Origin of the sequence: Aquimarina latercula DSM 2041 (genome assembly GCF_000430645.1) — a bacterium.
GTDB lineage: Bacteria > Bacteroidota > Bacteroidia > Flavobacteriales > Flavobacteriaceae > Aquimarina > Aquimarina latercula.
Window position 1 is genome coordinate 63,559 of sequence record NZ_KE387187.1, and the last position, 21,486, is coordinate 85,044.

Here is a 21,486-nt window from a genome sequence, read left to right on the forward strand (position 1 = left end):
GAAACCTTTGATATTTGAAGTATCTAATTAACTGACGATATATAGGGTTAGAATCAAAAAAAATATGATTCCAAAAGTTTATAGAGAGGTCATTGATCTAGGAGATGGAAGAGAAATTAGCCTAGAGACCGGAAAATTAGCAAAACAGGCGCACGGATCTGTAGTTGTTCAATCAGGAAAATGTATGTTATTGTGTACTGTAGTTTCTAACTACAAAGCTGCAGATGTAGATTTCCTTCCTTTAACAGTAGATTATAGAGAAAAATTTGCTGCTGCAGGTCGTTATCCAGGTGGCTTTTTCAAAAGAGAAGCTAGACCAAGTGACGGAGAAGTGTTAACAATGAGATTAGTTGACCGTGTATTACGCCCTTTATTCCCTAAAGATTATCATTCTGAAACTCAGGTAATGATCCAATTAATGTCTCATGACGAAGATGTTATGCCAGATGCCATGGCAGGATTAGCAGCCTCTGCTGCAATACAGTTATCAGATTTTCCTTTTGAATGTGCTATTTCTGAAGCAAGAGTAGGACGTATTAACGGTGAGTTTATTATCAACCCAACAAGAGCTCAATTAGAAGAATCCGATATTGATATGATGATCGGTGCATCAGCTGACTCTGTAATGATGGTTGAAGGAGAGATGGATGAAATCTCTGAAGAAGAAATGACTGAGGCTATTAAATTTGCTCATGAAGCCATAAAAGTTCAATGTGCTGCTCAAGAAAGATTAGCAGAAGCTTTCGGAAAGAAAGAAGTTCGCGAATACGAGCCAGAAAGAAATGATGAAGATTTAGCTAAGAAAATTCATGATATGGCATATGATAAAGTATATGCTGTAGCAAAACAAGGTTCTTCTAAACATGAAAGAGGAGCTGCTTTTGCTGAAATCAAAGAAGAGATAAAAGCAACTTTCTCTGAAGAAGAGTTAGAAGATTATGGAGATTTAGTATCCAAATATTATTCGAAAGCAGAAAAAGCTGCTGTTCGTGATTTAACACTTAATGAAGGATTACGTCTTGATGGTAGAAAAACTACTGAGATTAGACCTATTTGGTGTGAGGTAGATTATTTACCTTCTACACATGGATCGTCTATATTTACAAGAGGAGAAACTCAAGCACTGGCAACAGTAACTTTAGGAACATCTAGAGAAGCTAATCAAATAGATATGCCATCGTACGAAGGAGAAGAAACATTCTATCTTCATTATAACTTTCCTCCTTTCTCAACTGGTGAGGCAAGACCTATACGAGGTACTTCTAGAAGAGAAGTTGGACACGGTAATTTAGCGCAACGAGCTCTTAAAGGCATGATTCCTAATGATTGCCCTTATACAGTTCGAGTTGTTTCTGAAGTATTAGAATCTAACGGTTCTTCTTCTATGGCAACTGTGTGTTCTGGTACAATGGCATTAATGGATGCTGGTGTACAACTTAAAAAACCAGTTTCTGGTATTGCAATGGGACTAATATCTGACGCTGATTCTGGAAATTACGCAGTATTATCAGATATCTTAGGTGATGAAGATCATTTAGGGGATATGGACTTTAAAGTTACAGGAACAGCTGATGGTATTACGGCTTGTCAAATGGATATTAAAGTTAAAGGTTTAAGTTATGAAATCTTAGTAAATGCTTTAAATCAAGCACGTGATGGGCGTCTTCATATACTTGAAAAACTTACCGATACGATCGAGACACCAAATAACGATGTTAAGGCACACGCACCAAAAATGGTTACCAGAACAATCCCTGGAGAATACATTGGAGCACTTATCGGACCTGGTGGAAAAGTAATTCAAGAATTACAAAAAACTACAGGTACTACTATTGTAATCAATGAAGATCCTGTTACAGAAGAAGGAATTGTAGAAATTCTAGGAACTGGACAAGAAGGAATTGAAGCAGTATTAGCTAAAATTGATTCTATTACTTTTAAGCCACAAGTTGGAAGTGTATACGAAGTAAAAGTAGTTAAAATGCTAGATTTTGGTGCTGTTGTAGAATATACAGAAGCTCCTGGTAACGAAGTACTACTTCATGTTTCTGAATTAGCTTGGGAACGAACTGAAAATGTAAGTGATGTAGTAAACATGGGGGACGTTATGGATGTAAAATACTTCGGTATTGATTCCAGAACGCGTAAAGAAAAAGTTTCTAGAAAAGCCCTATTACCTAGACCTCCTAGAAAAGAAGGTGATAAACCAAGAGGTGATAGAAAACCAAGAAATAATGACCAAAAAGAGAATTAATATACTCTCTTTATGATACTTAAAAAACGCCTTCATATTTTGAAGGCGTTTTTGTTTTCTTATAAAATATATTGATTTTACGAAAATGAACAGTATATTTGTATTGGTTGACCAAATTGGTTGACCAATTTTAAACAAAAAAAGTAAAGCCCTAAATTATGAAAAACAATTATTTGAAGGTGTTTACCTTCTTATTAGTATTAGTCACTTCTTACAGTCATACCTACTCTCAGATTGTAAACAATAATTCAGAATTACAAACAGCTATTACCAATGCTAATGCCGGAACTACTATCACATTAGCAAATGGTACTTGGACTGATGTACAAATCAACATCAATAAAAACGGTACCGAAACAAATCCTGTTACCATCAAAGCACAAACTCCAGGATCAGTTTTTTTTGAAGGCAACTCACGAGTTAGTATGGGTGGTTCATATATCATTTTGGAAGGTGTAGTTTTTCAAAACCCATCCAACCTGGATGTAAGTGGTAGTATTATTGAGCCTGTAATAGAGCTCCGAGATACTAGCAACAATGAATGTGATCATTGTACAATTACAAACATTAAAATAGACACTTACAATGGAACTGCAGCTCAAGAACTATTGACGTTTAAATGGATCATTGTTTATGGGCAATACAATGAAATAAGCTTTTGCTCATTCGAAGGAAAATATGGTATAGGAAGTATAATAAATGATAATAGAAATGCCACTTCTACCGAATTTGCGGAGCCAGATTTTACAAAAATACATCATAATTACTTTGCTGATCGAACGCCTGTTGGTGTGGTAAATGATCTAAATGATCAGGATGCTATTAGAATAGGAAATAGTAGTACTTCATTACATCCTTCAAATACTGAAGTATATGACAATCTATTTTACAATTGGTCTGGAGAAGTCGAAATCATTTCTAATAAAAGTGGTGAGAATAAGTACTACAACAATACTTTTAGAGATTATCAGGGAACTCTAACACTACGACACGGCGATGATTGCGAAGTTTATAACAATTTCTTTTTTGCTGAAAACAATCTTTTTTCAGGTGGTATTCGTGTAATCGGAGAAGGACATAAAATATACAACAATTATATTGAAGGAGTAAATTCTGAAAAACCTGACGGAGGGAATACCAAAACTGCAGGAGCTATTAATGTCAGTAATGGACAAGAAAATTCACCGCTTAATCGTTATTTCCAAGTTAAAGATGCAATTATAGTAAATAATACTTTTGTTAATTGTGATTATGGGTTTAGAATTGGGACTAGCGTAAGTAGCAATCCAGTGTTAACCTTAGCACCAGAAAATTTAGTGATTGCTAACAATATTATGATTAATACAGAAGAAAGTGCGGTTGATGAACAAACAGTCCCAATAGGTACTTCTATCTATCAAGGAAATATTACTCAAAATGGAGCTTGGGATCTTACTACAGGAACTAATAACAATCAAGTTGTTACTAATGGACTTTTAGAAAATGGGACTTTGTATTATGAATTAGGAAGTAATAGTCCAGCTATTGACGCTGCTGTTGGAAGCTATCCTTTTGTGACTACCGATATCTTAGGCGGAAATCGATCCGGAAATCTTGATGCAGGTGCTGAAGAATTCAATTCAGGTGGTTCTCGTATTCCATATACCACTGCCGATGTAGGTGTTTCAATTGGTTTTGGTGGAACCGGTATTGACACTCCTAGATTAACCACAAATACTACATCTATAAATGTAGCAAGAAGTTCAGGAAATACTTTGTTTGATATTGATGCTAATGTAGATTGGACAATTACCGATAATGCGGATTGGTTAACTCTTGACATAACCTCCGGAAGCAACTCGGCAATAATTACAGCTAATTTCACAGAAAACACCTCATCCTCTCAACGTACGGCTACTATTACTATTAGTGAGGTAACTGGAGGAAGTGATTTAACTACTATGTTGACCATAACACAATCTAATATATTTTCGGAAGAAATTACAATTGTTGATGCAACTGCTATAGGAACCGAACCAGGAAAACCAAATGTAGGACCTCAATTTGCTTGGGATGATAATGTAACCGACGCAGAATACTGGACAGGAGATGCCAATACTGAACCAGAGGTTTCTATAACGTTTGATCTATCTTGTATCAGAGTTTTAAGTGAAATAGGAATTCATGTACTTAAAGCTGATGAAAGAACTATTAATTTTGACATTGCAGTATCGGATGACCAAACAGGTCCATTTGCCAGCATATTAACGGGTCAAGATAGTATGATTGAAACAGGTGCGGAAAATACAGAACAATTTTTTAACCTTAATAATGCAACAGGGAGATATGTAAAATTTACTTCTAACGGAAATAGCACTGGTTCTGGATTTGCAAGTATTGTAGAAGTTAACATCTATGGTGATACCACCTGTGATGCTACACTAGGAGTAGATGACAATCTTCTTTCTTCTAAAGGTATTTTATTATATCCTATCCCTGCAAAAAACCAACCTATTGTAATCGAATCCAACACGATAATTGGAAAAGTAGAAGTATTTGACTTACACGGAAGGCTAATGTTGAAAAAAGAAATTGACAGTAGTATTGGTCAATTAGAAATTAGTAATCTTAGCACAGGGACTTACATTGCTAAAATACAAGGAGCTTATGGTCGTTTTATAATTCAATAATCATAAATAACAAACAAAATAAACGCCTTTAATACATGAAATTAAAGGTGTTTATGTTTTTAATAAAGAAAAATTAACTCAATTAAATTTATACTGAAAAACAACATTTCCGCTATAGGTTGTGTTTATAGAATTAAAATTTACAAAGGGACTTAAACCAAAAGCAAACCTTTTAGCCGGATAAAACAATAATTTAGTATTTATAGGAATTCCTAGAACATTCTTTTGATCTGTAGTACCACTTTTTGTTGTAATTTTATGATGATATAGACCTATCCCAATGTTACCCTCTATTTTGAGCCATCTTGTTAATTCTAGCTCCCTTCCATATAATAAATTAACTCCGTAAAAACCCTGTAACTCTGGATCATCTCCAAAGTTTATAATTACCAATTCAGTTCCCGTTTCTAGGTGAAAAGAAAAAATATTTTTCTTATATGACATAGAAACAAGACCATTAACAGTTATTCCGCTATGATCATATAAATCATTATTCTGGGGTTTAGAATGATATATTCCAAAACCTGACTGTATAGATCTAAATTTGAATTTATTGTTTTCTAAAGAGGTGTTACCTTGTTGACTCAAAGTAATTATTGACAATAACATCGCTATCGTAGTGATAAAAAATCTTCTCATAATAAGAATGTTTAAAATTGTTTAGTTATTCAAACATAAAAGCTATTTATCTACTACAGTTGTCAAAAACACAAGGGTAAAAACATATCTTTGTGATTAACACAACCAAAACATTACATCATAAAAAAACCTTCTAAAAATTATTAAAAGGTCTTTTAATACTAGTTAAATAGATTAATTCAAAAGAGTCTTCCCAAAACAACTCCAAACTGTAATCCATATACACTTTTTACTCCATTTAGATTACCATATGCAGAAAGTTCTACACCTACTACCCTAGTAAAGGTATATCTTAAAGATATTTTAGAAAATCCTCCAAAAATTATTTTCTTATTCTCCTTACTTCTCATATAATCCAGTGATGGACCTGACCCATCACCTGGAAAACAAAAACCAAAACCACAAGATGACGCTGGAGAATACTTAGCCGTATATTCATAATCCTCACTATATATAATAGAAGGACCACCCATTACAAATATGCTAAGGGATCTCGTTTTATTAAGGGCAAAAGACTTAAACACGTTAGGTGATAAAGAATATAATCTATTATCTCTTTTACTATTATAAGTAAATCTTTTTTCAATTCCGGAGGGTAATTCAGTACCTTCAAAATTTTCAATCTCTGTAACTGGGGGAATTCCTTTAGTACTTTCTGCTGTATAAGCGGATCTTGTAAAATCAAAGCCATAACCCCATCCATTCTTCCGCTCAAACAATACACCTGCATAAATATCTAATTCATTACTCTCGTCACTTACAATCGTACTGAACCCATTTGTGAAAGCAATCGGCTTTTTATCAGTTCTTATATCTTGACCATGACAATATTTAGAGATACACAGTAGCAAAAGGAATAATTTAATTAATCTTTTCATTATAAAAATTTTATTGTTTAGTGATTCAAACATATTATTTATCAATCAACTGCTATTGTCAATAACACAAGCCAAAAATTTTGTTTTTGCGATAATCACAATGCAAGAGTCATTCACTCATCAGGACTAAGTAAAATTATGCATGCAAATGCAACATGCTTTTGAGGGGAAACAGTCTTATTTTGTGGATACAAGTCAAATCCATAAGGAGGAAGTGACTAAAAATTATATTTCATTCTAGCAATTTGTATTATTTCTGTATCCAAAATAACTTCAAATATTTCAAGTGAGTCATTTTACAACCAATATCCAGTGGCTTAGATCATTAAAAAACACTACTATTTTTGTGGTAATCGCAATAATACATCACTAAATAAAAACAAGCACCTTCTGTATGAAGGTGCCTATTCTTTATTATAATTATCAGTTCCTATAAACTTCCCAAATACTTTAAATGAGACAAATGGGATTTTACACCTCCCAGATATGATGTCTGATTAGGAATGATATTATTAGTAATCAAAATATTATATAAAACCTTATTTAGTTCCGGATAATAGACATGATGAATATGAGGAAATAGATGATGTGCAATATGATTATTAAATCCTCCAAATATGAAATTCGCTATTTTACTAAAAGGATAAAAGTCGTTAGAACTTTTTATCTGATTCATTAACCAAGATGTTTTTATAAAACCAAAGTTATCCGTTTTAGGATACATCACTCCTTTAATATGATGTGTCATAAAAAAGGTAAATAATAAAAATAAAGACTGTATCAAATGCATCATCATAAACCCCAAAAGAATCACATACCATTCGTGGTCAGTCAAAAACAATGGTAGTACAATTAAGTACGATATATAAAAAAGCTTTTGACACCAAAAAGAAATTTTATAGCGTTGAGTTCTTCTCTTTCCTGTGATAGTTTTTCTAAAAAATATTTTAAAATCTTTTATAAATATCCAGAATAATGAATAGGTAGTATATAAAATTGGAGCATACCAATGCTGATACTTATGAAACCATCTCAAAGAACTTCCGGGAACCACCCTAATAAGATCAGTTATCTCCAAATCTGTATCATACCCTTCTACATTTGGTGCATGATGATGCGAATGCACATGTCTATCTTTCCAAGCTTCTGCATGAGCACCAACCATTGTATAAAGTAATACAAAACAACTATGATTTAGTTTTTTACTTTTAAAAATTGTATTGTGAGAAAAATCATGAGCAAAATTAAAAGCGAATAACAATGCAACTAAACCAAATAACACATAAGTCGCTATTAATAGAGATGGATTACTTATAGCATAAAGACTTATATATACCATAATAGTTAGAATCATATAAACAAAACCTTTAAAGATGATCCTTTTTTTAAATCGATTCGGACAGAAATTTAATTTCCTATCAATCTCCTTCTGAATGAAGAGAAATAGTTCTTTGTGAGACGGATTATATACATGTTTAGATTTCATAAGACATAGTTTTAAATTCTAATTGTGTTCCCATTTTCTTCAGGAATCTAAAATGTGATCGCAACGCTTGACTATATGACATTTCCATATATACGATACCATACTTCTTTGCAACCTCTCTAAATATTGGCAGTAATTTTATGTAATGTATGTGACATATATTAGGCAATAGATGATGTAATGCATGTGCATTAAAACCACCTAACGTCCAATTTAAAAAAGTACTATTTACATTATAATCAACAGAAGTACACATCTGTAACTTGGGCCAACTCATAGCAAGCTTTCCTTTAGAATCAGGTTGTGGATGTACTACATAATCCGACAAATGCGATACTCCTAACACTCCGGTAAATAGTATAGATACTAAGAAATGATTTAATAAAAAAGCTACAAAAATATATTCCCATGCAAACGGTAATACAATCCCTGGAATGATAATCATATACGTGATATAAGCAATCTTAAAAAAAATAAGTTTAAAAATCTCCCAAGTAGGAATCTTGATCTTTATCGTTCTACTCGATCTATTAAAAATCATTAAGAATTCTCTAAACAAAAACCAATTCAAAGAATAAAACAGATACAAAAAAGGAACATATAAATACTGAAATCTATGATACCATTGTAAATTTTGCTCCGTTGTCATTCGTACTAAAGGGTTATTGAGAACATCAATGTCGCTTCCTTCTATATTGGTATACAAATGATGAGACTCATTATGGTTTTTACCCCACACATATGCATTGTTCCCTTGCAGGTTAAAACTTAATTGAAATAGAAGTTTATTCCAGAATTTACTTTTTACAGCTACTCCGTGCGCAGCATCATGAGAGACATTAAATGCATTTAATAATACTGATATTCCCAAACCAATGTAAAACACAAAGAATGCCCCTAAATCAGATGAAATGAGCATCAAAAAATAAAACAAAAATACTAGCGAAAAATACATCACTATCTTAAAAACCATCTTTCTGTTTCCTGTTTTATCGATCTGGTTACTTTCAAAATAATTTCTAATTCGTTCATTGAGTTCCTTATAAAAATCAGAACCCTCATCTTTAGAAAACTTTATTTTTTTCATAATTATTTCTTTAAAAATTAGACATACCAATAGTGGCGTGATGATCAAAGGCTATCGCTTTGATATCTCGATTATATTGTAGATATGATATTAATTACTCAGAATTCACACAGAACTAAAGACTTGTCCTGTGCTCATATTATAAATTTAAATCTTACTTTTTCTTTTTAGAAGTAAGATCTTTAAAAACTCCTAGTTGTACTTTTCCTGTTTTCGACAAAAAAATTAATAATTGTTGCTTACTAGAACGCACATTTATTTTTTGAGTCCGCCAATGCTTAATAAACGAAAATATTGAAGTAACTCTATTACAAGATGAAACGCTAAAAATCCCATCTCTTAGCGTACCTTTTATATATTTATTAATCTTTTGAGTTTCTGATTTCATTAAACTAATCTTCAGGGTTCTATCATCCAGTAGTCTAATGCGTGTATATAATTTTTCTTTTACTGGAATAAGACCAACCAAGTCTCCAGTAAGTACATAAAAAGCTTCGAATCCATAATCCCCTTCGATGCTTAAGTTGCTAGTGATATTCATAATTAAGATGTTTTTATTTTCACTTTTTTCTTAGAAAATTGCCAGTTGATAAAAGGTAGAGAACGTCTTTCATTTTTGTTCCACAATCCTATTTGAATTCCTCTAAAATTGTCTGCTTTATTTAAAATTCCGATCTGGATCCCTTCATATTTAGAATGAGTAGTAGTATCATGATTTGATAAACCAATCTGGATTCCCTTATAATCATTAGAAGTATTAAATATGCCTAATTGCATTCCTCTACCAAAACGCTCAATATCATTAAACGCTCCTATTTGAACACCTAAATAACTATAAGCATAGTTACCTGATAAAGCTATCGATGCTCCTAATCCGTGATAAACTTCATTTCCTAATAACGCAATCGATATCCCATTTTGTTCTTCTATAGAATTTGCAATTCCACCAATTGCTATTCCATTCATAACCTGTAAATATTGCCCTATAAAAGCACCAGATATCCCATGAACGGTAATTTCTCCAAGACTGCCTCCAGAAAAATTAATCCCATATACCTTTTCTAAAAGATCGTCATCATTAGGTCCTCCAGAAAGATATGATTTTGGTGCAATTGGATAAAGAATTCCTAAACCCGGCGCTTCCAATTTCATACCATATGTTCTTGTTAAGGTAGTATCTCCTAGCAAGTCTTTTGGAGCAACTCCTAGTGAAAGTCCTATTATATCTGTGTTTTTAGAATGATAGGTCCAAGCTCCAACATATTTCTTACGTTGCTGACTAAAAGAAGACAGAGAAATCAATAATACTAATGTTATTACAATGCTATTCTTCATTTTTCTTGTTTTTAAAAATTCAACAAGTCAAAACTATTGTGATAATTACAAGACCAAAAGTGATAAATGCGAATAGAAATTTATTTTTTTGCGATTATCACAAAACATAAAGAGCTTATTTTCTTATTTGCGAAAAAAGTGATAATCACAAGCTGATGTTTTATTATTTGCGAAAAACGCAAAATTAACTTATTTTTCTACGTTACTTTTCCACATCGGAACATCATCAATCTTATTAAAATTAAAAAATGATACAGGAAAACTTCTTAGAACTTATAAAAAAACAAATCAATTCTAAAAATTCTCTTATTGATGAAGTAGCTACCGCATTGGACATTAGTTATGATGCCGCTCACAGAAGAATCAGTAAAAAAAGTAAATTATCATTAGAAGAAGGAGTTACATTAGCTAAATACTTCAGTTTATCAATAGATCAGCTATTCTCTAGTGAAGATGAACATATAGTGGCTGTAAAAAAGACAGCTCCCGTTCAGGATATGGAAAGTCTTCTTGCCTATTATGAAAATTCATATAACTCCTTATCACCTCTTATAAACAATAAGGATGTAGAAATGATTTATTCTGCTAAGGATTTGCCTATTTTTTATACATCTGACGACAATTTGCTTTCTAAATTTAAAATGTATGTCTGGTTAAAAATAATGGATTCTGATCTTGGTGATGTTAGATTTACGGGGTTTAATCCGTCTTTATCACTTTTAGAAGCTGCAAAACGCTTAGGTAATATGTACAACGACCTAAACTCTGTAGAGATATGGGATATTACCACTATAAATAGTACATTAAAACAAATACACTTTTATTTTGAATCGAATTCACTTAGTTCTAAGGATGCCTTAGAAATATGTGATGACCTTCAGAAATTGATTCAAAGAATTTCTAAAAAAATAATTGATCAAAAAGATAACTTTAAATTCTATTATAATGAGTTATTACTAATGAACAATCGTGTATTAGTAAAAACACCTACCGAAACATCATTATATGTTCCTTTCACTATCCTTTCATATTATAGAACCAATGATGTGATTACCTGTAATCAAGCAGAACATTTTTTGAATATACAAATGGATGGTTCTAAACTTTTAAGCACGGCTGGCGAAAAGGAAAGAAATCTATTTTTTAATAAAATGTATAAAAAAATAGATGCACTCCGATCCCTTATAGCAGCTAAAAATGTATTAGAATTCGAATAAAAATGTAAATATTTAGGTTCTCATGCGACCAAAAATTAAAGTCATTTTATATAATACAATAAGGCTTTGAAAAAATAATTTTACTTTTTTGTAACATTTTCGTAACAACATACGTATAATAAATAAAAAGCAAAGCCCTAAAGTATTCACTAATAAAATTTCAAGGATAACATAGATGAGACAACTTAAGATTACGAAGCAGGTAACGAATCGTGAGACTGCATCGCTGGACAAGTATTTGCAAGAAATAGGAAAAGTAGATCTTATTACTGCAGATGAAGAGGTAGAATTAGCTCAGCGAATAAAAGCTGGAGATGAGAGAGCCCTTGAAAAATTAACCAAAGCGAATTTGCGATTTGTTGTATCTGTTGCAAAACAATATCAAAATCAAGGACTTACTTTACCAGATTTAATAAATGAAGGTAATTTAGGATTGATTAAAGCGGCTAAACGTTTTGATGAAACAAGAGGTTTTAAGTTCATTTCGTATGCAGTATGGTGGATTCGTCAATCTATCTTACAAGCTTTAGCCGAACAGTCTCGTATTGTTCGTTTACCATTGAACAAGATTGGTTCTATTAACAAAATTAATAAAACATACGCTTTTCTAGAGCAATCTCACGAACGTCCACCAAGTGCCGAAGAGATTGCGAAAGAACTTGATATGACTATTAATGACGTAAAAGAGTCTATGAAAAACTCTGGCCGTCATGTAAGTATGGATGCTCCTTTAGTAGAAGGAGAAGATTCTAATCTTTATGATGTATTAAATTCTGGAGAATCTCCAAATCCTGATAGATCATTATTACACGAATCACTTCGTACCGAGATTGAAAGAGCTCTAGAAACACTTACACCAAGGGAAGCTGATGTAATCCGTTTATACTTCGGTCTTGGAGATCAACATCCTATGACACTAGAAGAAATTGGAGAAACTTTTGACCTAACACGTGAGCGTGTTCGTCAAATTAAAGAAAAAGCTATTCGTAGATTAAAACATACATCTCGTAGTAAAATATTAAAAACTTATTTAGGATAACTTTTTATTTCCTAAATTGCGATTACAAACAGTTTATAACATAACTGTTCGTTTTTTGATTGATGAATGACCTCCGGCTGATTACCGGAGGTTTTTTCATATAAATATCTTCTTGAAAATTTTAAAAAAAATATTTCCCCACTTTCTTAAAATTAAAAAAAGAGTATCTTTAAGAAAGATTCGTATCAAATGTGGCAAACTATTAGTTATGTAAGTACTGTTGATCCTTCATTAAATGATGATGATATGGAAAAATTATTTGAGTTTGTTAAATTGAAAAACAATGATCTCGAAATTACTGGCATTCTAATGTATTCTGATGGAAATTTTCTACAAGTTCTAGAAGGAAAGAAAGATGTAATTGACTCTTTATTCAATAAAATAAAACAGGATTCTAGACATTATAATATCATAAAAATCTTTGATCGAGCTATTGTTAATCCTTGTTTTTCTAAGTATCATTCTAATTTCACAGTTGTAGGGGAATCCTATGATCACAGTGAACTTCAGACTTTTCTAAGAGTAGAGAAATCTTATAACCCAGATAATTATAAAAGCATTTCTTATCTAGCTAACAAATTTATGAAACTTTCTTAAACAATTTCTATTACTTAAGGATCGTATAAGAAAAATAACAAGTTTTATAAACAAAAGTTAAAAAATAAATTTAACAGAAAAATTCCCTTTAAAAAATGTAACTTTAAGATATAACCCAATCATTATGTTGTATACCATTTCTTATGTAAGTACATCTGCAGAACTTTCCGATTTTCAAATCAATGAGCTATTGCACATAACAAAATTAAAAAATGAAGACCTCGGTATCACTGGCATTTTAATGTACTCTGATCAAAACTTTTTCCAAATTATTGAAGGGCAAAAAAAAGTCATCAAAAGTCTTTATCAAAAAATAGAAAAAGATATACGTCACTTTAATCTAATTAGAATATTAGATAGATCCATTAACATTCCATCATTTACCAGTTTTCAAAGTACATATACTATAGTAAATCGAGAAAAGGATTATTCGGATTTACAGCAATTTTTAGAAATAGAAAAAAATTACAACCCCAAAAACTTCAAAAATATATCATATCTAGTCAATAAATTTATGAAGCTTACCTGATAATATACTCTGGTAATCAACTTCACCCCATTGAAGTATTAAATATTTTTTTTAAAGATTAGGGATAACTCCCTATAATTAATGTTAAATTTAATAAACACTATTTCAATTATGTGGCAGACCATAAGTTATGTTAGTACCGCTAGCCGATTCTTAACCAACTCTGATGTTAATGAACTATTCGAGTACGTAAAGGTTAATAATAACCGTTTAAAAATCACTGGAATTCTGATGTATTCTGATGGTAATTTTTTTCAAATTCTTGAAGGCGAAAAAAAACTTATACACGATTTGTTTAAAAAAATACTACTCGATTCTCGACATTATGATATCATCAAAATTTTTGATCATGAAATGACTAAACCTTCATTCTCAAAATACAACTCCAACTTTTCGACAATTAATAAAAGGTCAGAACATTCAGAATTACAGCAGTTCTTAGAAAAAGAAAAATCTAATAATCCCGAAACTTTTAAAAGCATATCTTATTTAACAAATAAATTTATGCAGCTTTCTTAGTCTGGATTTCAAAACTTTAATAGTATTTTTGCGGAAAACAACACAATTTTATGTCTTCAAAATTAATTGCCCCTTCCGTACTAGCTGCCGATTTTGCTAATTTACAGCGTGATGTAGAAATGATCAACAACAGTGATGCCGATTGGTTTCATATTGATATCATGGATGGAGTTTTTGTCCCGAACATCTCTTTTGGGATGCCAGTATTAAGAGATATTGCAAAACATGCAACAAAAACTATTGATGTACATTTAATGATTGTTGATCCAGACAGGTATATAAAAACCTTTGCTGATTTAGGAAGTAATATACTTACCGTTCATTATGAAGCTTGCACACACCTTCACAGAACGTTACAAGCTATAAAAGCTGAAGGAATGAAAGCCGGTGTCGCAATAAATCCACATACCAATGTAAGCTTACTAGAAGATACTATCAAAGATATTGATTTAGTATGTATTATGAGCGTAAACCCTGGTTTTGGTGGACAGTCATTTATAGAAAATACTTACAAAAAAGTAAAACAACTTAAAGAAATCATTGATCGTAATAATGCACAAACAATGATCGAAATAGATGGAGGTGTGACGAACAAAAATGCTAAACAACTTATAGAAGCAGGTGCTGATGTTCTTGTAGCTGGAAGTTATGTATTTAAAAGTGAAGATCCAATCCAAACCATTACAGGATTGAAAGAAATGATTGCTTAATGAAACATTATGATCTTATAGTAATTGGTGGTGGTCCAATAGGTATTGCCTGTGGACTAGAAGCGAAAAAAAATGGGTTAGATTATCTCATTATTGAAAAGGGGCCAATAGTAAATTCTCTTTTTAACTACCCAATTAATATGCAGTTTTTTTCTTCTTCAGAAAAACTAGAGATCGATGGAATTCCTTTTATAAGTAATGAAGCTAAACCTAAAAGAAATGAAGCTTTAGAATATTATCGAAGAATTGTAACTTCTAATGATATAAATATTCATCTTTTTGAAAAAGTAAATACCGTAAAGAAAGAGAATAAAACGTTTTTTATAGACACCGAAAAACAGAACTATACAGCAAATCAAGTTATTGTTGCAACTGGTTTTTATGATATTCCTAATACAATTAATGTTCCGGGAGAAGATTTACCAAAAGTGTCTCACTATTATAAAGACCCACATTTTTTCGCAAAACAAAAATTAGTCGTTGTTGGTGCTAGTAATTCTGCAGTGGATGCCGCTTTAGAGTGCTATCGGAAAGGTGCTGATGTAACCATGATTATACGATCACCAGAAATCGGAAATAGAGTAAAATACTGGGTAAAACCTGATATTGAAAATAGGATTTCCGAAGGGAGTATTAATGTCTTTTTTAATAGTACGGTAAACGAAATATTGCCTCAACATATCATTATAAATACACCCGAAGAAAAAGTTCGTATCCCAAATGATTATGTCTTAGCATTAACAGGATATACTCCAAATTTTGATTTTCTACAGAAAATTGGAATCCAGCTTTCTGATGATGAGAAAAAACATCCTAAATATGATGACCAAACTATGGAATCAAACATTAGTGGATTATATTTAGCTGGTGTTATCTGTGGAGGAATGGATACTCATGTTTGGTTTATAGAAAACTCCAGAATACATGCAAAAACTATTATAAAACATATCATTTCTAATCAATCAAGTGTTTCATAAAGATCCTATAATCACTTTTAAAAGAAGGTCTGAAAAATGGCATAGTGACCTTCAAAGTTATAGTACTGAAAAATTGTATCACAAACCATTAACCAATCAATGGTGCCTTGCAGAATTATACGATCATATTATTCGCGTAGCAAAAACATATCAGCTCCCCAATTTTCAAAAATGTATTGAGGGTGATATTAAAAAAGGAAAAAGAAAAAACAGTATTGCCTACCTAATATTTGATTTAAGTATTGTTCCTTCTCGCACTATAAAAATGGAATCTTTTCCTGCCAAAATTGTATCAGATTTCACTCCTAAAGTTTTAGAAAGAGAAGCTTTAGAAAATAAATTCAAAGAATTCATCGCAGAAACGTTATCTAAAGAACCGTTAATCAAACATTCTGATAAATCTTTAAAACATCACCACCCATTCTTTGGGATGATCAATGCTTCGGAATGGTTTTCTCTTATAGAAATACATATGAGACATCATGAACGCCAAAAGAAGCGATTAGAGGTAATAACAAATAAAAAAGCTCTCTAAATCAGAGAGCTTTTTTATTTGTTATTACTTTAATTTATATAATAAATTAATCGTTTGATAGGATACTTAAGATATACCAAAACAATAGCATTAGAGAAGCAAACAATCCTAGAGAAGCACCCACATATTGATCTTCTGAGTATTTATGTACCATATTAGAAGTTTGATACAAGATGGAACCAGATGCCAATACTACCATCCCTACACTAAACCATAATCCAAGATTAAATCCAAATAATAATCCAGCAATAATAAGTCCTAATGCTATAAAGAAACCAATTGTCAACATAGATTTTAAGAAAGAAAAATCTTTTTTAGTTAACAATACCACTCCTGATAGTCCTGTAAACAATGCCAACGTTAATATCGCAGCTTGATTTAATATATTAGCTCCTCCATTCTCGGCAATCATCATTGCTATTCCTATTAAAGGAATAAAAATAAAAGCTTCTGCTACTACATAAAGAAGCAGTCCTAAATACTGCTTATTGATATCATGTGTTTTGTGAGCCATTTTCTCGGCATAATTTGTTGCCAACATAAAACCTCCTAACATGATCATCCATCTCCATCCTTGTGTCATTGAAAATGCAAAATTTACCAAAGGTTCAATCTGAAAAAACACCCATTCTACAATCACAAATAACAATACTGCCATTGCCAAATGCGTATACGTCTTTTTATAAAAAGCTACTCTTTTTTCATCAGTAAGTGAACTTACTACAGGTGCTACTTGCTGAAACTCTTCCATATTATTCATTTTAGATTTAACTGTTTAGTTAGATAAATATAGTTTTATCATTTAATATAAGTATCATAGTGTTGTAAAATGTTACCTTCATTTTCTGTGTTTTTTCAATAAAAACGAATAGATACCTGAAAAACAAATAATTACAAACCTATCTATAGGTGATTACACTAATTAAACACCAGCATTTAAACTTTAAAATATTTGAAATTTAGCATCCGACTTACATACGTATAAATATCAGGAAATTGCTTCTTTAGCTTTTCTGGAGATTCCATAAAAACTTCTACTAGTACTGCAATAAATTCGAATTTATCGGTAAATGCATACTCTCTTAATATCTTGGAATCAATAATTTTATTACGTAATTCTACAGAAGACAAGTGTTTTTCTAGTTCTAAAAAAGTATCATGAAATATCTCTGAGCTAATATTGTTACTCTTTAATGAACAGTAATGAATCGCATGTGTAATTTCGTGTATTCCAAGATTAATTCCATCTTCTTGATGTAAGTTTCCAATAGTAAAATGTTCCCAAGATAATGCCAATGCCTTAGATCTTGGATTAAACTCACCATTGTTTTCTGTTTTATTAAGTATCGAATAATAACTAGATGGATATAAGATAATGGTCTCCACATATTCTAATAAATAATTACGCATCCCAAAGGTTAATTGAATAACCATTATCGCAATTTGCATACGCTTATCATCATCGACAATCAGTCCCTCTCTTCCAACAAACTTCGTTGTTTCCAAAAACCTCATTACACGATGCTCAAAATACTTTTTTCTTCGTTTATCTAATTGGTCATAAAACGTATTAGTAATTAAAAAAGATACTAGATTTGGAGGTAATTTTTTATAATTCAAATAAAAATGCACAAAAAAAGGCTTCTTATACCTCTTAGCATAAACTGTTTCCAAATATCGAGAGATATAATAAATACATATGGAGACAATACCAATTGTCAATAGGACTCCCAAAAATTTTGGAATCCCTGGTTGAGGCACCTCCTGAGGGGATATTATATATAATAAGTAAAAGTTCAAAAAAAGGATAAGTAGGTTTATTAGGTTACAAAATAGTGGTTTTGAAATAAAAACTCTGTTAAATCAACTACTAAAACGTTAATCTAGCCTACATAGTATTACAACCTACTAAGAAACAATCATTATATATTCAAAGAAAAACCCTATATGATAGTTTGTATTCCTGCTTCCTTAATTGATTTAAAACCACCAGCGACATCCACCAAATTGTGTATTCCTCTACTCTTTAAAATAGAAGCGGCTATCACAGAACGATATCCTCCTGCACAATGAACATAAAAAGTTGTATCCCTTGGAAATTCATTAAAGTGATTATTTATCAAATCAAGCGGAGTATTGTTAGCTCCCTCTATATGAGCGGCAGAAAATTCATTCTGTTTTCTAACATCAAAAACAGGAGTAGTATCTGTTAGTAGGTTCTTAAAAGCATCTGCAGGAATAGAATCTAAAGTATCTATTTCTCTCCCTTCTTCTTGCCAAGCTTCAAAACTTCCTTTTAAATACCCTAAAGTATTATCAAATCCTACTCTAGAAAGTCTGGTTACTGTCTCCTCTTCTCTTCCTTTAGGTGTTATCAATAATATTGGTTGCTTTACATCTCCAATCAAAGCTCCGACCCAAGGCGCAAAACCTCCATCCAAACCTATAAAAATAGATCTTGGTACGTGACCATTTACATAATCATGTTGATGACGAACATCTAGAATAACCGCACCTGTCTCATTTGCTAACAATTCGAAATTTTCAGAAGTCAATTCACGTGTACCGCGCTCTAAAACTTCCTGGATATCTTCATATCCTTCTTTATTCATTTTTACATTTAAAGGAAAATACGAAGGTGGAGGAAGTAAACCATCCGTAACCTCTTTTACAAACTCTTCTTTAGTCATATCAGATCTCAAAGCGTAATTCGTTTGTTTTTGAACACCAAGAGTCCCTACTGTCTCTTTACTCATGTTTTTTCCACAAGCCGATCCCGCTCCGTGAGCTGGATATACAATGACATCATCAGATAAAGGCATAATCTTAGTTCGCAAACTATCAAATAACATCTCTGCCAATTGTTCCTGAGTCATATTCGCTCCTTTTTGAGCAAGATCTGGTCTTCCTACATCTCCTAAAAACAAAGTATCTCCACTAAAAATAGCATGATCCTTTCCCTTTTCATCTTTTAGTAAATATGTTGTGCTTTCTAGCGTATGACCTGGAGTATGTAATACTATAATGGTCACGTCTCCTACTTTAAATTCCTGTCCATCAGTTGCTATAATTGAATCAAAAGAGGTTTTAGCTTTAGGACCATACACAATAGGTGCTCCAGATTCTTTGGAAAGTGTGACATGGCCACTCACAAAATCTGCATGAAAATGAGTTTCGAAAATATACTTTATGTTCGCATTGTCCTCTTTGGATTTCTCTATATAAGGTTTTATCTCTCTTATTGGATCTATAATAGCTGCTTCGCCATTACTCTCAATATAATATGCTCCTTGCGCAAGGCAACCAGTATACATTTGTTCAATTCTCATTTTTCCTAGTAATAAAATATCAAATAATTTTTCAAAGGTATGATTAATTAAAAATACCGCATAATAGTCTTTTATTTATATAGGCAAATTGGAATTTTTCTAAGCAGTGCTATTTTGGTCTTAATGACATTTATCATAAAAACCTAATATAATTCATCATACTTTTATTTAAAATTTATTATCTCCTATATGCTCAATCGATACTTACCTATTTTTATTATACTCGCCATCATTTCGGAAATTTTGGGCACTGTAGGCGGATTCGGTTCCTCTGTTTTTTTTGTTCCGGTAGCAAATTTCTTCTTAGACTTTCAATCTGTACTTGGATTAACTGCTTTATTCCACCTATCAAGTAATGTAACCAAGATTGCTTTATTTAAAAAAGGATTGGATAAAAAGCTAGTTATATCACTAGGTATTCCGGCAGTTCTTTTTGTTTCTATTGGTGCATTATTAAGTAAATATGTTGATCCAAAAATCTTGACTTGGTTTCTTGGTTTCTTCTTAATTAGTTTGAGTTTACTATTCTTGATTTTTACACAGCTTAAAGTAAAATCTACCACAAAAAATGCTATAATTGGAGGGACATTATCAGGATTAAGTGCTGGGCTTTTAGGCACAGGAGGAGCGATCAGAGGTATTACCATGGCGGCATTTAAAATGAACAAAGATAAATTTATTGCCACTTCCGCAATGATTGACTTAGGAGTAGACTTTAGTAGAACTATAGTCTATTATTTTAATGGTTATATGAATAGAGAAGTTTTATATTTAACTCCCTTTCTGATAGTAGTGAGCATATTAGGTACTTGGATTGGAAAAAAAATATTAAATAAAATTTCCCAAGAACAATTTCGAAAATTTGTGTTATTCCTGATATTGGCAATAGGAATAGTAAGTATCATTGTTAATTTATGATTTTAAAAGTTTAGGAAGATACTCTAAAGCTTTACTATCACGTTTTTCAAAATACTCTTCAGCATATTCTTTTAACCAATAATTATCAATAAAATTAATAAATATTGGCAACAAATGATTCTTATACTGTTTCACCTCTACTTCCAAACCACTAGGCAGTCTATGCATATACATTTTATATTCGCGATTATATTGTGGAAACTTTTCTTCTAAATATTTATCGAAATGAATCGCCACACTAATATCTGGTCGTATCTCTTTTCCATCTAAAGCATAATTTGGTAAAATATACCCTTCTTTTTCAAAACGTCCATACAATCTTATAAAAAGCTCACTCAAAACAGAAAAATGACCAGGTGCTACTCGATCCCAATTGTCATTGAATCTAATTACAAAATTAGGGATTTCTAATCGTTTAGTATGATAGTAACCTCTAACTCTAATAAGTGGCAATACCTCATTAGTGACCCATTTTTTAAACTTTTTAGCACTTTTAGAGTCATTACTAAAAATTAACTCATATAAAGCACTTTCTGATATCAAATTTACCATTTGCATTTGTCCATCTTTATAAACCTCCGTAGCAAAACGATCTTCGGGATCCAAAGAATTCCAAGTATCTATTGGATCAAAAATGCCCATAAGAATGCTAACATCCTTCATAACAAACCAAACTTGACCATCAATTTCTATAGATCCGAGTTTCTGGAAGTAAGTCGTATTTCTTTTCTTGGTGATTTGCGTATTCATATCCAAATATTGTATAAT

General features: G+C 31.7%; 21 protein-coding genes. 11 read left to right on the forward strand and 10 right to left on the reverse strand.

What is annotated here, in order from left to right:
• Positions 1 to 64: 64 nt before the first annotated feature.
• Both H526_RS0126750 and H526_RS0126755 read left to right on the forward strand, forming a co-directional pair.
• A complete protein-coding gene (locus H526_RS0126750; protein ID WP_027395739.1) occupies positions 65 to 2,254 on the forward strand; it encodes a polyribonucleotide nucleotidyltransferase in 2,190 nt (729 codons plus the stop codon).
• A 158-nt stretch (positions 2,255 to 2,412) separates the two neighbouring features.
• Positions 2,413 to 4,923 (forward strand): chondroitinase-B domain-containing protein, encoded by a 2,511-nt coding sequence (locus tag H526_RS0126755; RefSeq protein WP_027395740.1) that lies wholly within the window; start codon positions 2,413 to 2,415, stop codon positions 4,921 to 4,923.
• Positions 4,924 to 5,001: 78 nt separating this feature from the next.
• Here H526_RS0126755 and H526_RS0126760 read toward each other — a convergent pair whose 3' ends face one another.
• The 6 genes from H526_RS0126760 to H526_RS0126785 all read right to left on the reverse strand — a co-directional run bounded on the left by H526_RS0126760 (position 5,002) and on the right by H526_RS0126785 (position 10,348).
• Positions 5,002 to 5,562 carry a hypothetical protein gene (locus H526_RS0126760; RefSeq protein WP_027395741.1) on the reverse strand — a complete coding sequence of 187 codons (561 nt, stop codon included), beginning with the start codon at positions 5,560 to 5,562 and terminating at the stop codon, positions 5,002 to 5,004.
• 179 nt (positions 5,563 to 5,741) lie between these two features.
• Positions 5,742 to 6,440 (reverse strand): hypothetical protein, encoded by a 699-nt coding sequence (locus tag H526_RS0126765; protein WP_035086834.1) that lies wholly within the window; start codon positions 6,438 to 6,440, stop codon positions 5,742 to 5,744.
• Positions 6,441 to 6,870: 430 nt separating this feature from the next.
• Positions 6,871 to 7,926, reverse strand: a complete 1,056-nt coding sequence (locus tag H526_RS0126770) for a fatty acid desaturase family protein (protein ID WP_027395743.1) — start codon at positions 7,924 to 7,926, stop codon at positions 6,871 to 6,873.
• Complete coding sequence (locus tag H526_RS0126775) at positions 7,916 to 9,013, reverse strand: fatty acid desaturase family protein (protein ID WP_027395744.1); 1,098 nt, start codon at positions 9,011 to 9,013, stop codon at positions 7,916 to 7,918. The genes H526_RS0126770 and H526_RS0126775 overlap by 11 nt, the downstream gene beginning before the upstream one ends.
• Positions 9,014 to 9,167: 154 nt before the next feature.
• Entirely contained in the window at positions 9,168 to 9,554 is a 387-nt protein-coding gene (locus H526_RS0126780) for a hypothetical protein (RefSeq protein WP_027395745.1), read from the reverse strand.
• A gap of 2 nt (positions 9,555 to 9,556) precedes the next feature.
• On the reverse strand, positions 9,557 to 10,348 hold the full coding sequence (locus H526_RS0126785; protein WP_027395746.1) for an LA_2272 family surface repeat-containing protein: 792 nt from the start codon (positions 10,346 to 10,348) through the stop codon (positions 9,557 to 9,559).
• A gap of 248 nt (positions 10,349 to 10,596) precedes the next feature.
• Between H526_RS0126785 and H526_RS0126790 the strand changes: the two genes are divergently transcribed.
• The 8 genes from H526_RS0126790 to H526_RS0126825 all read left to right on the forward strand — a co-directional run bounded on the left by H526_RS0126790 (position 10,597) and on the right by H526_RS0126825 (position 16,471).
• Positions 10,597 to 11,565, forward strand: a complete 969-nt coding sequence (locus H526_RS0126790; RefSeq protein WP_027395747.1) for a hypothetical protein — start codon at positions 10,597 to 10,599, stop codon at positions 11,563 to 11,565.
• 175 nt (positions 11,566 to 11,740) lie between these two features.
• Entirely contained in the window at positions 11,741 to 12,604 is an 864-nt protein-coding gene (locus tag H526_RS0126795) for a sigma-70 family RNA polymerase sigma factor (RefSeq protein WP_027395748.1), read from the forward strand.
• A gap of 189 nt (positions 12,605 to 12,793) precedes the next feature.
• Positions 12,794 to 13,201 (forward strand): BLUF domain-containing protein, encoded by a 408-nt coding sequence (locus tag H526_RS30300; protein ID WP_051336381.1) that lies wholly within the window; start codon positions 12,794 to 12,796, stop codon positions 13,199 to 13,201.
• 124 nt (positions 13,202 to 13,325) lie between these two features.
• Positions 13,326 to 13,730 carry a BLUF domain-containing protein gene (locus H526_RS31340; protein ID WP_051336382.1) on the forward strand — a complete coding sequence of 135 codons (405 nt, stop codon included), beginning with the start codon at positions 13,326 to 13,328 and terminating at the stop codon, positions 13,728 to 13,730.
• An 81-nt stretch (positions 13,731 to 13,811) separates the two neighbouring features.
• Positions 13,812 to 14,249 carry a BLUF domain-containing protein gene (locus H526_RS30310; RefSeq protein ID WP_081415714.1) on the forward strand — a complete coding sequence of 146 codons (438 nt, stop codon included), beginning with the start codon at positions 13,812 to 13,814 and terminating at the stop codon, positions 14,247 to 14,249.
• A 50-nt stretch (positions 14,250 to 14,299) separates the two neighbouring features.
• Complete coding sequence (gene rpe, locus H526_RS0126815) at positions 14,300 to 14,959, forward strand: ribulose-phosphate 3-epimerase (protein ID WP_027395749.1); 660 nt, start codon at positions 14,300 to 14,302, stop codon at positions 14,957 to 14,959.
• Positions 14,959 to 15,936 carry a YpdA family putative bacillithiol disulfide reductase gene (locus H526_RS0126820; RefSeq protein WP_027395750.1) on the forward strand — a complete coding sequence of 326 codons (978 nt, stop codon included), beginning with the start codon at positions 14,959 to 14,961 and terminating at the stop codon, positions 15,934 to 15,936. The genes rpe and H526_RS0126820 overlap by 1 nt, the downstream gene beginning before the upstream one ends.
• Positions 15,926 to 16,471, forward strand: a complete 546-nt coding sequence (locus H526_RS0126825) for a hypothetical protein (RefSeq protein WP_027395751.1) — start codon at positions 15,926 to 15,928, stop codon at positions 16,469 to 16,471. Before H526_RS0126820 ends, H526_RS0126825 begins: the two co-directional genes overlap by 11 nt.
• Positions 16,472 to 16,517: 46 nt before the next feature.
• Here H526_RS0126825 and H526_RS0126830 read toward each other — a convergent pair whose 3' ends face one another.
• The 3 genes from H526_RS0126830 to H526_RS0126840 all read right to left on the reverse strand — a co-directional run bounded on the left by H526_RS0126830 (position 16,518) and on the right by H526_RS0126840 (position 19,800).
• Positions 16,518 to 17,222 carry a Bax inhibitor-1/YccA family protein gene (locus H526_RS0126830; RefSeq protein WP_027395752.1) on the reverse strand — a complete coding sequence of 235 codons (705 nt, stop codon included), beginning with the start codon at positions 17,220 to 17,222 and terminating at the stop codon, positions 16,518 to 16,520.
• Between the two features lie 185 nt (positions 17,223 to 17,407).
• Positions 17,408 to 18,145 carry a zinc-dependent peptidase gene (locus H526_RS0126835; protein ID WP_162144516.1) on the reverse strand — a complete coding sequence of 246 codons (738 nt, stop codon included), beginning with the start codon at positions 18,143 to 18,145 and terminating at the stop codon, positions 17,408 to 17,410.
• A gap of 269 nt (positions 18,146 to 18,414) precedes the next feature.
• Positions 18,415 to 19,800, reverse strand: a complete 1,386-nt coding sequence (locus H526_RS0126840; protein ID WP_027395754.1) for an MBL fold metallo-hydrolase — start codon at positions 19,798 to 19,800, stop codon at positions 18,415 to 18,417.
• A gap of 189 nt (positions 19,801 to 19,989) precedes the next feature.
• On the opposite strand from H526_RS0126840, the gene H526_RS0126845 reads away from it, so the two are divergent.
• Complete coding sequence (locus H526_RS0126845; RefSeq protein WP_027395755.1) at positions 19,990 to 20,718, forward strand: sulfite exporter TauE/SafE family protein; 729 nt, start codon at positions 19,990 to 19,992, stop codon at positions 20,716 to 20,718.
• On the opposite strand, the gene H526_RS30315 is transcribed toward H526_RS0126845, so the two are convergent.
• Positions 20,713 to 21,468 (reverse strand): BRO-N domain-containing protein, encoded by a 756-nt coding sequence (locus H526_RS30315; protein ID WP_027395756.1) that lies wholly within the window; start codon positions 21,466 to 21,468, stop codon positions 20,713 to 20,715. The genes H526_RS0126845 and H526_RS30315 overlap by 6 nt on opposite strands.
• Positions 21,469 to 21,486: the final 18 nt, after the last annotated feature.

What these genes read in the sequence shown, in the direction of transcription:
- H526_RS30315 (WP_027395756.1), bottom strand. Translation starts at nt 21,468, where the DNA reads ATGAATACGCAAATCACCAAGAAAAGAAATACGACTTACTTCCAGAAA.
- H526_RS0126750 (WP_027395739.1), top strand. Translation starts at nt 65, where the DNA reads ATGATTCCAAAAGTTTATAGAGAGGTCATTGATCTAGGAGATGGAAGA.
- H526_RS0126795 (WP_027395748.1), top strand. Translation starts at nt 11,741, where the DNA reads ATGAGACAACTTAAGATTACGAAGCAGGTAACGAATCGTGAGACTGCA.
- H526_RS0126770 (WP_027395743.1), bottom strand. Translation starts at nt 7,926, where the DNA reads ATGAAATCTAAACATGTATATAATCCGTCTCACAAAGAACTATTTCTC.
- H526_RS31340 (WP_051336382.1), top strand. Translation starts at nt 13,326, where the DNA reads ATGTTGTATACCATTTCTTATGTAAGTACATCTGCAGAACTTTCCGAT.
- H526_RS0126840 (WP_027395754.1), bottom strand. Translation starts at nt 19,800, where the DNA reads ATGAGAATTGAACAAATGTATACTGGTTGCCTTGCGCAAGGAGCATAT.
- H526_RS0126785 (WP_027395746.1), bottom strand. Translation starts at nt 10,348, where the DNA reads ATGAAGAATAGCATTGTAATAACATTAGTATTATTGATTTCTCTGTCT.
- H526_RS0126780 (WP_027395745.1), bottom strand. Translation starts at nt 9,554, where the DNA reads ATGAATATCACTAGCAACTTAAGCATCGAAGGGGATTATGGATTCGAA.
- H526_RS0126820 (WP_027395750.1), top strand. Translation starts at nt 14,959, where the DNA reads ATGAAACATTATGATCTTATAGTAATTGGTGGTGGTCCAATAGGTATT.
- H526_RS30300 (WP_051336381.1), top strand. Translation starts at nt 12,794, where the DNA reads ATGTGGCAAACTATTAGTTATGTAAGTACTGTTGATCCTTCATTAAAT.
- H526_RS30310 (WP_081415714.1), top strand. Translation starts at nt 13,812, where the DNA reads ATGTTAAATTTAATAAACACTATTTCAATTATGTGGCAGACCATAAGT.
- H526_RS0126790 (WP_027395747.1), top strand. Translation starts at nt 10,597, where the DNA reads ATGATACAGGAAAACTTCTTAGAACTTATAAAAAAACAAATCAATTCT.
- H526_RS0126775 (WP_027395744.1), bottom strand. Translation starts at nt 9,013, where the DNA reads ATGAAAAAAATAAAGTTTTCTAAAGATGAGGGTTCTGATTTTTATAAG.
- H526_RS0126755 (WP_027395740.1), top strand. Translation starts at nt 2,413, where the DNA reads ATGAAAAACAATTATTTGAAGGTGTTTACCTTCTTATTAGTATTAGTC.
- H526_RS0126845 (WP_027395755.1), top strand. Translation starts at nt 19,990, where the DNA reads ATGCTCAATCGATACTTACCTATTTTTATTATACTCGCCATCATTTCG.
- H526_RS0126830 (WP_027395752.1), bottom strand. Translation starts at nt 17,222, where the DNA reads ATGGAAGAGTTTCAGCAAGTAGCACCTGTAGTAAGTTCACTTACTGAT.
- H526_RS0126760 (WP_027395741.1), bottom strand. Translation starts at nt 5,562, where the DNA reads ATGAGAAGATTTTTTATCACTACGATAGCGATGTTATTGTCAATAATT.
- H526_RS0126765 (WP_035086834.1), bottom strand. Translation starts at nt 6,440, where the DNA reads ATGAAAAGATTAATTAAATTATTCCTTTTGCTACTGTGTATCTCTAAA.
- rpe (WP_027395749.1), top strand. Translation starts at nt 14,300, where the DNA reads ATGTCTTCAAAATTAATTGCCCCTTCCGTACTAGCTGCCGATTTTGCT.